Source organism: Thermodesulfovibrionales bacterium, from assembly GCA_026417875.1.
In the GTDB taxonomy this organism is placed as follows: Bacteria; Nitrospirota; Thermodesulfovibrionia; order Thermodesulfovibrionales; family CALJEL01; genus CALJEL01.
The window spans coordinates 1-11682 of the sequence record JAOACK010000058.1 but is presented as its reverse complement, the minus strand read 5'-3'; the positions used below and the strand labels follow the sequence as shown (position 1 = coordinate 11682).

At 41.5% G+C, this 11682-nt stretch carries 14 protein-coding genes; 13 read left to right on the top strand and 1 reads right to left on the bottom strand.

The annotated features are described in order from the left end of the window. Positions 1 to 158: 158 nt before the first annotated feature. Positions 159 to 1154, bottom strand: coding sequence for a dTDP-glucose 4,6-dehydratase (gene rfbB, locus N2257_09145; GenBank protein MCX7794549.1), 996 nt, complete (start codon positions 1152 to 1154; stop codon positions 159 to 161). A 179-nt stretch (positions 1155 to 1333) separates the two neighbouring features. Here rfbB and rsxC point away from each other — a divergent pair, with 179 nt between their 5' ends. The 13 genes from rsxC to N2257_09080 form a co-directional block, all read left to right on the top strand. Further along, positions 1334 to 2641: an electron transport complex subunit RsxC gene (gene rsxC, locus N2257_09140; GenBank protein ID MCX7794548.1), complete on the top strand. Its 1308-nt coding sequence runs from the start codon at positions 1334 to 1336 to the stop codon at positions 2639 to 2641. A 7-nt stretch (positions 2642 to 2648) separates the two neighbouring features. Further along, positions 2649 to 3647: an RnfABCDGE type electron transport complex subunit D gene (locus N2257_09135; protein ID MCX7794547.1), complete on the top strand. Its 999-nt coding sequence runs from the start codon at positions 2649 to 2651 to the stop codon at positions 3645 to 3647. Continuing rightward, positions 3644 to 4222, top strand: coding sequence for an RnfABCDGE type electron transport complex subunit G (locus N2257_09130; protein MCX7794546.1), 579 nt, complete (start codon positions 3644 to 3646; stop codon positions 4220 to 4222). Before N2257_09135 ends, N2257_09130 begins: the two co-directional genes overlap by 4 nt. Then, positions 4222 to 4869 carry an electron transport complex subunit RsxE gene (gene rsxE, locus N2257_09125; GenBank protein MCX7794545.1) on the top strand — a complete coding sequence of 216 codons (648 nt, stop codon included), beginning with the start codon at positions 4222 to 4224 and terminating at the stop codon, positions 4867 to 4869. The genes N2257_09130 and rsxE overlap by 1 nt, the downstream gene beginning before the upstream one ends. Before the next feature lie 9 nt (positions 4870 to 4878). Beyond that, positions 4879 to 5472 (top strand): RnfABCDGE type electron transport complex subunit A, encoded by a 594-nt coding sequence (locus N2257_09120; protein ID MCX7794544.1) that lies wholly within the window; start codon positions 4879 to 4881, stop codon positions 5470 to 5472. Positions 5473 to 5533: 61 nt separating this feature from the next. Continuing rightward, complete coding sequence (locus N2257_09115; protein MCX7794543.1) at positions 5534 to 6673, top strand: Fe-S cluster domain-containing protein; 1140 nt, start codon at positions 5534 to 5536, stop codon at positions 6671 to 6673. Beyond that, complete coding sequence (locus N2257_09110) at positions 6673 to 6963, top strand: PilZ domain-containing protein (GenBank protein ID MCX7794542.1); 291 nt, start codon at positions 6673 to 6675, stop codon at positions 6961 to 6963. Before N2257_09115 ends, N2257_09110 begins: the two co-directional genes overlap by 1 nt. Further along, entirely contained in the window at positions 6960 to 7223 is a 264-nt protein-coding gene (locus tag N2257_09105) for a hypothetical protein (GenBank protein ID MCX7794541.1), read from the top strand. Before N2257_09110 ends, N2257_09105 begins: the two co-directional genes overlap by 4 nt. Positions 7224 to 7262: 39 nt before the next feature. Continuing rightward, on the top strand, positions 7263 to 7577 hold the full coding sequence (locus tag N2257_09100; protein MCX7794540.1) for a hypothetical protein: 315 nt from the start codon (positions 7263 to 7265) through the stop codon (positions 7575 to 7577). 238 nt (positions 7578 to 7815) lie between these two features. Further along, on the top strand, positions 7816 to 8280 hold the full coding sequence (locus N2257_09095) for a (2Fe-2S)-binding protein (protein MCX7794539.1): 465 nt from the start codon (positions 7816 to 7818) through the stop codon (positions 8278 to 8280). Next, complete coding sequence (locus N2257_09090) at positions 8277 to 10436, top strand: xanthine dehydrogenase family protein molybdopterin-binding subunit (protein MCX7794538.1); 2160 nt, start codon at positions 8277 to 8279, stop codon at positions 10434 to 10436. The genes N2257_09095 and N2257_09090 overlap by 4 nt, the downstream gene beginning before the upstream one ends. A 9-nt stretch (positions 10437 to 10445) precedes the next feature. After that, on the top strand, positions 10446 to 11288 hold the full coding sequence (locus N2257_09085) for an XdhC/CoxI family protein (GenBank protein MCX7794537.1): 843 nt from the start codon (positions 10446 to 10448) through the stop codon (positions 11286 to 11288). Further along, the coding region (locus N2257_09080; GenBank protein MCX7794536.1) for a nucleotidyltransferase family protein at positions 11203 to 11682 on the top strand (480 nt) is incomplete at its 3' end. The genes N2257_09085 and N2257_09080, both read left to right, overlap by 86 nt.

Genomic DNA, 11682 nt, shown 5'->3' with positions numbered 1-11682 from the left:
GTCTTACAGTGTAAAGACACTCAAGTATGCTTTCAAGTGAACCTATGTCGAGTTCAGAATGAGAAAAACCTTTTGCCTCATTACCCAGTCTTTTTAGAAATTCTCTTGCAAGCTGTCCGTCCTTTCCTGTTATTAGATATTCTGGCATGCTGTCCGTCTTAATCCTTTTTATAAATTCTTTCCCAGTAATCCTTAAGGGATCTGACCTTTTCTTCAAGCCATTTTATATTGTCCATATACCATCTTACGGTTTTTTCAATTCCATCCTTAAATCCTGTTTTTGGTGACCAGCCTGTCTCTTTTTTGATCTTTTCTACGCTCATAGAGTATCTATAATCATGACCCGGTCTGTCCTTTACAAATTCAATCAGATCTTCTGATCTGTTAAGAATCTTCAGGATCTCTTTAACAACTTCTATATTCTTCTTTTCTTCATTGCTGCCAATGTTATAGATCTCTCCCGGTATCCCTTTATCAAGAATCATGAGAATAGCCTGAGCGCAGTCCTCTACATAGAGCCATTCTCTTACATTCCTTCCATCACCGTAAAGAGGTATTTTTTCGTTATAAAGTGCCTTTACTATAATGACAGGTATTAATTTTTCAGGGTACTGCCAGGGACCGTAATTATTTGAAGGTCTCACTGTTATTACTGGTAGTCCGTAGGTACGCCAGTATGCCCTTCCAAGCATATCCTGAGATGCTTTGCTTGCTGAATAGGGCGAATTTGGCTTTAAAGGGCTTTCCTCTGTGAAATAACCTTGCTCACCAAGCTCTCCATAGACCTCATCAGTTGAGACATTGATAAATCTTTTTATTTTTAATTCCCTTGAAAGCTCAAGTAGATTGAATGTCCCCATTACGTTTGTCTCAAGAAATCTCTCTGGCTCAAGGATACTCCTGTCCACATGGCTTTCTGCTGCAAGGTGAATTATGTTATCAGGATTCTCTTTTCTGAAGATCTCATCAAGGGCTGCCTTATCAGTTATATCTGCTCTGTAGAATTTAATCCTTTCAATAACATTTCTTAAACGCTCAATGTCTCCTGCATAGGAGAGATTGTCAATGACAGTCACTGAAAATCCCCTAGCTACTGCCTGTCTTACCACCTCACTTCCTATAAATCCAGCACCGCCTGTTATTAGAAGCTTCATTTCACTGACCTTTCAAAGATTTTTAATACTCCTTAATGGAGGTATTCTCTTCTTAATATTATAACTGATGAGTTTGATTAAAAAAATTAATAATTCTATTATCAACCATCCCTTGACATAAGGAGTATCTAAGTGCTATTACTTATAGGCTCTTTTTTCTAAAAAGAAGGAGGATGGAGATGGCTCTTGCAACATTTAAGGGCGGAACACATCCACCCGAAAAAAAGGAACTTTCAAAGGACTCACCAATAGAGATTCCCTCTGAACCAGAAAAGGTTTTTATTCCACTCAGCCAGCATACCGGTGCTCCGTGCAGGCCTTCTGTAAATGCAGGAGATCAGGTTAAAAAAGGTCAGCTCATAGGTATACCTGAGGGTTTTGTATCAGCAGCAGTACACTCCTCTGTTTCTGGGAAGGTCATTGCCATAGAAAATATCCAGCTTCCTACAGGTCGGTTCTCACAGGCAATTGTTATAGAAAATGATGGTCAGAATGAATGGACTAATCTTAAGGATAACCCTGATTATATGAATCTCTCACCGGAGGAAATGAAGAATAAAATAAAAGATGCAGGGATAGTCGGTCTCGGTGGAGCAGCCTTTCCAACCCATGTAAAACTCTCACCTCCAAAGGAAAAATCCATAGATATAGTAATTCTCAATGGTGCAGAATGCGAGCCCTACCTGACTGCTGACTACAGACTCATGATCGAGAAGACTGCTGAGATTGTGGAGGGCATGAGGATTATAATGAAGATTCTCGGAGTAAAGAGGGGCATTATAGGAATCGAGGATAATAAACCTGATGCAATAGCCAGAATGAATGAAGCCGTAAAGGCGGTCGAAGGAATTGAGGTATGCGCTCTCAAAGTAAAATATCCCCAGGGTGCTGAAAAGATGCTCATAAAGGCAACAACAGGCCGTGAGGTACCACCAAGGGGGCTTCCAATGGATGTGGGTATTGTTGTTCAGAACATAGGAACTGCCTTTGCTATTTATGAAGCCGTAAGATATGGCAAACCCTTAATAGAAAGGGTTGTTACTGTCACGGGTGAGGGAATCAAGAATCCGAAGAATCTCATGGCAAAGATCGGAACACCCATATCTCATCTTATAGAATACTGCGGTGGTTTTAATAATAATGTTTCTAAGATCGTGGCTGGTGGTCCAATGATGGGATTTGCCCTTCCAGGACTTGATATACCAGTAACAAAGGGAACCTCCGGAATACTCGTAATGACTGATTCAGAGGTTATACATGCTGAGGATTTCAAACCCTGTATCAGGTGCGGTAGGTGTGTGGATGCCTGTCCCATGGGTCTTATGCCGAGTATGCTCAGCATCCTTGGCGAGAAGGGTTTTTATGAGGAGATGAAGGAGTATAATATTTTTGATTGCTTTGAATGCGGCACCTGTGCCTTTGTATGCCCTTCAAAGAGACCTATTGTTCAATTTGTGAGACTTGGGAAATCTCTTGTAAAACCGTGAGGTGAGCATGGAAGCCACAAAGGACAAATTAATAATATCGGTAAGTCCCCATATAAGGAGTGAAGAATCTGTCCCAAGGATAATGTGGACAGTAAATCTGGCATTGCTTCCAGCAACAATAATGGCTGTTTATTTCTTTGGTTTGAGAGCACTTTATGTACTGAGTCTCTCTATAGCGAGTGCAGTTTTTTTTGAATGGGCGTACCAGAAATTCACAAAGAGGGATATCACTATCACTGATGGAAGTGCCTTTCTTACAGGTTTACTCCTTGGAATGAATCTTCCACCAGGTGTTCCTTTCTATCTTCCGGTGATTGGTTCTTTTGTAGCCATAGTTATTACCAAACAGCTCTTTGGTGGACTGGGATACAATATCTTTAATCCAGCCCTGATTGGCAGGGCCTTTCTTCTTCTTACCTGGCCAAGGATAATGACCACATGGCATGAGCCTGCTGGCTTTACAGTAGATGCAAAGACAACAGCAACACCTCTCATGATACTTAAGGAGGAAGGAATAGCAAGACTCATTGAGATATTCGGTGACAGGGCAAATCTCTACATCCATCTGCTTACAGGTCAGAGGGCTGGTTCACTGGGTGAGACATCAGTAATTGCCATACTTATTGGTGGATTGTTTCTGCTATGGAGAGGTTATATAACCTGGCATATACCCCTGAGTTTTCTTGGTACAGCAGCCATTATAGCATGGATATTTGGAGGTAAGGGTGCTCTTTTTACAGGTGACCCTCTCCTCCATCTCATGAGTGGTGGAATAATGCTTGGAGCATTCTTCATGGCTACTGATTACGTTACCTCTCCGATGGTAAGGACAGCCCAGATTATCTTTGGTATAGGTTGTGGGTTTCTTACAATGCTTATAAGATTAAAGGGAGGTTATCCTGAGGGTGTTATGTTCGCCATTTTAATAATGAACTGTTTTGCACCACTACTTGACAGGGGTTTTAAGACAAGGGTCTTCGGTTCAAGAAAGGAGCAGAAGAAATGACTCCAAAGGATATTATTAAGATTACACTCAATCTAGTTGTTATTTACATAATAGGTGCCCTGATTCTTGCTGCAGTATATGCTAAGACATCTCCTGTTATATACCAGAAAAATGAGCAGGAAAAACAGGAGGCCCTGAAAAAGATGGCACCTGAGGCAGAGGCTATTGAAAAACTCGGCGACTGGTATCCCCATGAAAAGCATGCAGAGTATTATGCTGTGAAGAAGGGTGGTGACGTAGCTGGTTACATAATCCAGACCTTTGGAAAGGGTTACTCAAGTTACATAAATATCCTTGTTGCAACAGATAAAGACCTAAGGATTGAAAAGATAGAGATACTTTCTCATGCAGAAACACCAGGGCTTGGTGATGAGATAGAGACAGATTCATTCAAAAACCAGTTTAAGGGTAAAAGTCTTGAAAATATTAAACTCGTAAAGACAGAGACCACTGAATATATTCAGGCAATCACTGGTGTTACAATCTCCAGCAGGGCTGTTACCGAGGATGGTGTAAAGAATGCACTCAGGTTTTTAAAGGAAACATTAGAAGGCAATAAACAAGGAGGTTCTTGATGAGTGAAGAGGTTATAAAACTTCCTGAAGAAAGGATCAGATACAGGGACGTCATTATAAATGGAATTGTTGCTGAAAACACCATATTCAAACTTGCCATAAGCCTCTGTCCGGCCATTGCTGTTACAAGCAGTCTCAGAAATGGCGTACTGATGGGAATTGCGGTTCTTTTTGTCCAGACAATGGTCAATATTACTGTTGCTGCCTTCAGGAGATTCATCCACCCAAGGATAAGGCTCCCCATATTCATGCTCATAATTTCCGGATGGGTATCTGTTACTGATATGACAATGGCTGCCTTTGCGAGGGATGCCTATAAGCAGATGGGTCTTTACATTCAGCTCATAGTTGCCTTTGCATCCATACTTGCAAGGGCAGAGATGTTTGCAAGTAAAAACAGGATAATGCCATCCATGTTTGATGGCATTGGCATGGGGCTTGGATTTCTTTTTGCCCTTACTGTAATAAGTTTCTTCAGAGAGCTTCTTGGAAAGGGTTCACTGTGGGGCATTCCTATAGTAGATAGTAAACCTCTTCTCATCATGATACTTCCAGCTGGTGGATTTCTTGCTGTGGGAATCCTTATGGCATTCTTTAACTGGATTGATATGAGATACCTTAAAAAGGCATCATCAGGTCATCACTGAGGAGGAAGTATGGGAAAAGAATTTACTAAACTCTTTGAGCTATTTATAGCAGCATCCCTTATAAACAACTTTGTCTTTACAAGATTTCTGGGCCTCTGCATATTCTTCGGTGTATCAAAAAAGATGGAGACAGCGGTCGGGATGAGTATAACCTTTACATCTGTCATGGTAATAAGTGCAGCCATAAGCTGGCTAATCTATAATTATGTAATGATACCCCTTGATATAACCTTTCTTAAGATAGTTATATTCATTGGAGTGGTTGCAGCCTTTGTTCAGGCATCTGATACCATAATGAGAAAGGTCTCTCCAGGTCTTTACTACAAGCTCGGTATCTACCTTGCCCTTATATCAACAAACTGCATTATACTTGCAGTTCCTCTCATAAATGCAGGAGAGAAGTATACATTCATAGAAAGCCTTTCCTTTGGTCTTGGCTCCGGAATAGGTTTTGCCCTTGCATTAATTATAATGGCAAGTATAAGAGAGAAACTGGAACTTGCTGATGTACCAGCTCCATTCAGAGGACTGCCGATTGCCTTTGTTACAACAGGGCTCATAGCCCTTGCTTTTACAGGATTTTCAGGACTTATAACACTGTAAAACCCTCTTATGGAATGTTATAATAAAGCCAGAGTCTAAGCATAAACAGGAGGTTCTAATAATGAAAAGAACTCTCTTTATAATCATTATGCTTCTTTATGCCTCTATTGCCTATGCTGGAGTTGGTGGTGGTGTAGAGGCAAAGGAGCATGTTGATATAGGTTCAACGCTGAAATTTACTGCCCTGTTTGTCGCAGGTATCGGAACACTCTTTGGACTTGGTCTTGCCTTTGCAGCAAAGAGGTTTGCAGTTAAGATAGATCCGAAGGTCGAGATGGTAAAGGAATACCTTGCCCATGCCCATTGTGGTGCCTGTGGTTATGCAGGATGTGAACAGTATGCTGAAGCAGTAGTTAAGGATCCCAATGTGCCACCCAATCTCTGTACCCCTGGAGGTAAGAGGTCAGCAGAGATGGTAGCCCTTATAACAGGAAAAAAGGCGGAGATAAGAGAACCCATATACGCAAGGATAATGTGTCAGGGTGGATGGTCAAGGTCACAGAAGAGATTTAAGTACGAAGGTGTAAAGGATTGTAGAGCTGCGGTGCTTGCAGGCGGTGGGGACAAGTCCTGTAGATACGGTTGCCTCGGATATGGAACCTGTGCAAGGGTGTGCCCTTTTGGAGCAATTACAATGACAGAGGATCATCTTCCCTATGTGGATATTAAAAAGTGCACTGGATGCAGGAAATGTGAACAGGCCTGTCCTGTAAAGGTAATTGAGGTCCTGCCAGCATCAAAACAGGTTCTTGTTGCCTGCCATTCAAAAGACAGAGGACCTGAGACAAAGAAGAACTGTGAGGTTGGCTGTATTGCCTGTGGAATATGCGTAAAGGTATGTCCCTTTGATGCACCTGAGGTGAAAGATAATCTTTCAAAGATAAATCTTGAAAAATGCAAAGTCTGCGGACTCTGTGTAACAAAATGCCCCACAAAGGCAATAAGGGACTACATCCCTCAGAGACCGAAGGCCTTTGTCCTTGACAATTGCATAGGATGTCAGATATGCATGAAGGTCTGCCCTGTAAATGCTGCTTCAGGAGAGCTCAAGAAAAAGCACACCATTGACCAGTCAAGGTGCATTGGATGCGGAATCTGTACTGCAAAATGTCCTGTCCAGGCAATAGATGGAACCTTCAATGCACCTGAGGTCTTCAGGCTTGCAGCAGAGAAAAAAACACAACAGGTGGCAGTTGCCTGATGGTAGCTGGCGGATGGCATACGAGAAAATATGAAAGGGTACCTGCAGGTGGAGAAATTAATTTTTCTCTTTCAAGAATAGAACTCGGTCATAAAAAAGATATATTTTCAAGGGCAGAGATAATCAATTCATCCGAGGGAGGTCTATGCATAAAAACTCAAACGCCCCTTGAGGTCGGTAATATCTTGAATTTTGAATACAGAGGCAATAAAGAGCAGGCAATGGTAAAATGGGTTATCCGTGAAGAGGGTATATACATAGCGGGGATAATGTTTCTTAAAAAGAAATGAGCTTTTTTGAGATACTGATGGTTATCTGTTTTGGTGCTGCTTGGCCATTTTCAATAGTTAAATCACTAAAAACTAAAGATGTCAGTGGAAAGAGTCCTGTATTTTTATTCATAGTACTTGCTGGATATATTTCTGGTATCATCCATAAAATTCTTTACAGTTATGATGCTGTTATATTTATATACATTATTAATGCTCTAATGGTGGCTATTGATACAGCAATATACTTTCAGATTAAGAAAAAGTGGAAAATGTTTTAAAATCTATATTTATAATATTCTGAAGAGTGAGTACTGGCTATGAAGTATGAAGGTCTGAAGATATACGGGATGTGTCTTGAGAGGCTCCAGCACCAGATAAAGCTGGCTAAGGAGCGAGTAAAGACAATGAATCCTGTTCCTGAAAAGGTTGTTCTTGAGTGCTATTTTACAAAGGATGTTGAAGATATAATTGATATCCTTGAGCTTTATGATATTGAGCACAAAGATATGGATACAGTGAAAAAGAAACTTGAAGACCTTGCTGATGACCTTTCCATCATGATGAGAGAGAGAGTCGAATTTTCATTTAATGAAGATGGTGACCTCTGTCTCTATCTTTTCTTAAAAAAATAGTATCAATTCACCGTGTAATCTATAACGCTTAATAACTAGCCATAACAGCTTCTTTTCATTGCATGTATAAAATAACCTGTACAGACAATTTTCCCCTAAATATTGAAAGGGTTTTTCTTGACAAAAGGTTTTTAATGTGGTATGTGTATAAGAAATGAAAAGGGTGCATCAATTTCTGATTCTCAAGCATTTTAGTCTGACGGTATCAAAATAAAATTTATTACTGAAAGGAGGATTTATGTTTACTCTCTTTATTAATGGAAAGCATTATAGAGTTGATGTCAGTCCTGACACGCCACTTTTATGGGTGATAAGAGAGCATATCGGCTTGATAGGTACAAAGTTTGGCTGCGGCATAGCACAGTGCGGAGTTTGTACTGTACTTATTAACGGAAGGGCAGAGCGGTCATGTCAGACCAGGGTTAAAGATCTTAAGGGAAAAAAAATAATCACTATTGAGGGTATTCCTGAAAGCCATCCTGTAAAAAGGGCATGGTTAATAGAGGATGTACCTCAATGCGGTTACTGTCAGCCGGGACAGATCATGCAGGCTATTTCTCTTCTGAATGAAAAACCAAATCCCAGTGATAAGGATATTGATGAGCACATGTCAGGATGCCTTTGCAGATGCGGGACATACCAGAGAATAAGAAAGGCAATTCATCTGGCATCTAAACTAATGGCTAAAGGGAGGGGAAGATGAGAAAGATAATTAATATAAGCAGGCGTGAATTTCTGAAGACAGGCGCAATTATCAGTGGAGGACTTGTTCTTGGATTCTGTATTCCAGGAGCTGCAGGGGGAAAAAGGAAAGCGACCAAAGAATTTATGCCAAATGCATTTATAAAGATCGGAACTGATAACACCATTACTATTATAGTTAATAAATCTGAGATGGGGCAGGGAGTTTATACATCCCTTCCCATGCTTATCGCAGAGGAACTGGAATGTGAACTCTCGAGCGTTAAGGTTCAATCAGCTCCAGTTGCTCCTGTATACAATCACACAGAATGGGGTGCTGTTCAGGGCACTGGCGGAAGCTCCAGTGTTCGTTCCACATGGGTACAGTTCAGAAAAGCAGGTGCAGCAGCCCGTATTATGCTGATCAAGGCAGCAGCTGACACCTGGAAGGTAGATCCTTCAGAATGTTACGCTGAAAAAGGATTTGTTATACATTATAAGACAAAAAGAAGACTCTCCTTTGGTTCACTTGCTGAAAAGGCATCACATATGGAACCACCGGAGGATGTGCCTCTAAAATCACCTGAAAAATTTAAGATTATTGGAAAACCAACAAAGCATCTTGATGCTAAAGAGAAGGTGAATGGTAAGGCAGTATTCGGAATTGATACAAAGGTTCCAGGTATGCTTACTGCTCTGGTTTTGCGCCCCCCTGTTTTCGGTGCAAGGATAAAAAGTTTCAATGATGAAAAGGCGCTGAAGGTGAATGGTGTAAAATATGTGATACCCATTCCTTCAGGCATTGCTGTTGTTGGAAAGGATTTCTGGTCTGCCTACAAAGGAAGGGAGGCACTTGAAGTAGAATGGGATGAGGGTGAAAATTCAAAGATTTCGACTGAAGAAATGCGCTCCAATTATTCAAGTCTTGCAAAAACCCCCGGATTGATAGCAAGAAAGGAAGGCGAGGCAAAAGAGGAATTCATGAAGGCTTCTAAACAGATAGCTGCTGAATATGAAGTACCCTATCTTGCCCATGCACCCATGGAGACCCTTAACTGTCTGGTTGATTTCCGAGGTGATAGATGCGATATATGGACGGGCACACAGATGCAGACATTGGACAGAAATGCAGCAGCCTCTATTCTCGGGTTAAAGCCTGAAAATGTGCATCTTCATACCACCTTTCTTGGCGGTGGCTTTGGAAGGCGGGCAAATCCACATTCTGATTTTGTTTCAGAGGCAGCTCACATAGCAAAGGTGGTCAAGAAACCCGTTAAGGTAATCTGGACACGTGAGGATGATATCCGGGGAGGTTATTACCGACCCATGTTTTACCACAGTATCTCTGCGGGACTTGATGATAAAGGAAACCTTAATTCCTGGGTGCACACTATTGTTGGACAATCAATTGTTAAAGGCACACCCTTTGAGCAGGGACTTTTGAAGGATGGTATAGATGAATTATCCGTTGAAGGAGCTAAAGATATACCCTATTCCATACCAAATATTTATGTAGATCTCCATACTGTTAAGGTGAATGTGCCGGTACTCTGGTGGCGTTCTGTTGGACATTCTCACACTGCTTTTGTTGTAGAGAGTTTTATAGATGAGGTGGCGCATGCTGCAGGTAGAGATCCCTATGAATTCAGAAGAGAGCTACTTAAAAATAATCCAAGATACAGGGCTGTCCTGGACCTCGCTGTTGAGAAGGCAGGCTGGAAAAAGCCAGTTGAAAAGGGTAAAGGCAGGGGCATTGCACTTCATAAGTCATTCGGGAGTTTTGTGGCTCAGGTAGCAGAGGTCTCTGTAAATAAGGCAGGCGAGCTCCGTGTCCACAGGGTTGTGTGTGTTATTGATTGCGGAAGAGTTGTTAATCCCTCAACTGTAGAAGCACAGATGGAATCAGGTATTGTCTTTGGCCTTTCGGCTGCGCTTTTTGGTGCTATCACGCTCAAAAATGGAAGGGTTGAACAATCAAATTTCCACGATTATCCTGTTCTGAGAATAAAGGATATGCCAGAGGTTGAAGTTCATATTGTTAAGTCCGAGGATATTCCTCAGGGGGTTGGGGAGCCCGGTGTGCCTCCAGTAGCTCCAGCAGTATGTAATGCCATCTTTGCTCTAACAGGCAAACGCATAAGACGTCTTCCGATTGTCAATGAATTAAGAGGAGTATAAAGAAAATTCATGGACATATATGAAGAAATACTGAGACTTAAAAGGGATGGAAGGCCTGCTGCCCTGGCAACAATTGTGGAAAGTACTGGTTCCACTCCACAGAAGAAGGGAGCAAAGATTCTTGTTAGGGATGACGGTTCAGTTCTTGGCACACTTGGAGGGGGTTGTCTTGAGGCAGAGGTTATTCAGGCCTGTCTTATGGCAATTAAAGACAGCACCCCCAGAACTTTACCCTTTGAACTTACAGAAAAACACGGAGGTCTGGTGTGCGGTGGAAAGGTACTGGTTTATATAGAACCAATTATCCCTGAACCTTCTTTAATAATCCTCGGAGCAGGGCATGTTGGAAAGGCATTATCAAAAATTGCTAAGTTTTCAGGCTTCAGTGTTACGGTGGTCGATGACAGGCAGGAACATGCAAACAGGGAGAATTTTCCTGATGCCGACAGGATAATTATTAATGATTTTGAAACAATATTTAAAAAGTATCCTGTTAGTAAAAGTGATTTTATTGTTATTGCTACACGCGGTCACAATCACGATCTCGAAGCATTAAAATCAGCCCTTGAAACAGAAGCCCGATATATTGGTCTTCTTGGAAGCAGAAGAAAAAAAGCTCTGCTCTTTAAGGCACTGGCAGACCAGGGATTCTCTCAGGAGGATATAAACAGAGTAATAACACCAGTTGGCCTTGAAATAGGCTCTGTGACCCCTGAGGAAATAGCGATCAGTATTATTGCACAGATAATACAGATCAGGAGGCAGGATGGAAGCTCGGGTTTCAGCAGTTCTTCTTGCAGCAGGTTCAGCAAAAAGGATTGGACAGATAAAACAGCTCCTTCCTTTGGGTAACGTTACTGTAATCAGGCGATGTATTGATTCAATTATAGCATCGGGTATACGGGACATAGTTGTAGTAATAAGCTCTAATGGTGAGAGTATAATAAAGGAGATAGAGCATCTGCCTGTAAAGATTGCTGTTAACAGAATGCCCGAAAGCGAGATGGCTGAGTCAGTAAGAATCGGCTGTAGAATGATTGAGAACACTGTAACGGGTATACTTGTCTATCCATCAGATCATCCCCTTGTATCACCAAATACCATGAAAGAACTTCTTCAGAAACACATGGAAGAGCCTGACAGGATACTAATACCTTATTACAATCAAAGGCGTGGCCATCCTACACTATTTCCAGTAATTCTACTGAGTGACCTCTATGCAGGTCTAAATCTCAGGGATATAATT

What these genes read in the sequence shown, in the direction of transcription:
- N2257_09085 (MCX7794537.1), top strand. Translation starts at nt 10,446, where the DNA reads ATGGACATATATGAAGAAATACTGAGACTTAAAAGGGATGGAAGGCCT.
- N2257_09115 (MCX7794543.1), top strand. Translation starts at nt 5,534, where the DNA reads ATGAAAAGAACTCTCTTTATAATCATTATGCTTCTTTATGCCTCTATT.
- N2257_09130 (MCX7794546.1), top strand. Translation starts at nt 3,644, where the DNA reads ATGACTCCAAAGGATATTATTAAGATTACACTCAATCTAGTTGTTATT.
- rsxE (MCX7794545.1), top strand. Translation starts at nt 4,222, where the DNA reads ATGAGTGAAGAGGTTATAAAACTTCCTGAAGAAAGGATCAGATACAGG.
- N2257_09090 (MCX7794538.1), top strand. Translation starts at nt 8,277, where the DNA reads ATGAGAAAGATAATTAATATAAGCAGGCGTGAATTTCTGAAGACAGGC.
- rsxC (MCX7794548.1), top strand. Translation starts at nt 1,334, where the DNA reads ATGGCTCTTGCAACATTTAAGGGCGGAACACATCCACCCGAAAAAAAG.
- N2257_09135 (MCX7794547.1), top strand. Translation starts at nt 2,649, where the DNA reads ATGGAAGCCACAAAGGACAAATTAATAATATCGGTAAGTCCCCATATA.
- N2257_09095 (MCX7794539.1), top strand. Translation starts at nt 7,816, where the DNA reads ATGTTTACTCTCTTTATTAATGGAAAGCATTATAGAGTTGATGTCAGT.
- N2257_09105 (MCX7794541.1), top strand. Translation starts at nt 6,960, where the DNA reads ATGAGCTTTTTTGAGATACTGATGGTTATCTGTTTTGGTGCTGCTTGG.
- N2257_09100 (MCX7794540.1), top strand. Translation starts at nt 7,263, where the DNA reads ATGAAGTATGAAGGTCTGAAGATATACGGGATGTGTCTTGAGAGGCTC.
- rfbB (MCX7794549.1), bottom strand. Translation starts at nt 1,154, where the DNA reads ATGAAGCTTCTAATAACAGGCGGTGCTGGATTTATAGGAAGTGAGGTG.
- N2257_09120 (MCX7794544.1), top strand. Translation starts at nt 4,879, where the DNA reads ATGGGAAAAGAATTTACTAAACTCTTTGAGCTATTTATAGCAGCATCC.
- N2257_09110 (MCX7794542.1), top strand. Translation starts at nt 6,673, where the DNA reads ATGGTAGCTGGCGGATGGCATACGAGAAAATATGAAAGGGTACCTGCA.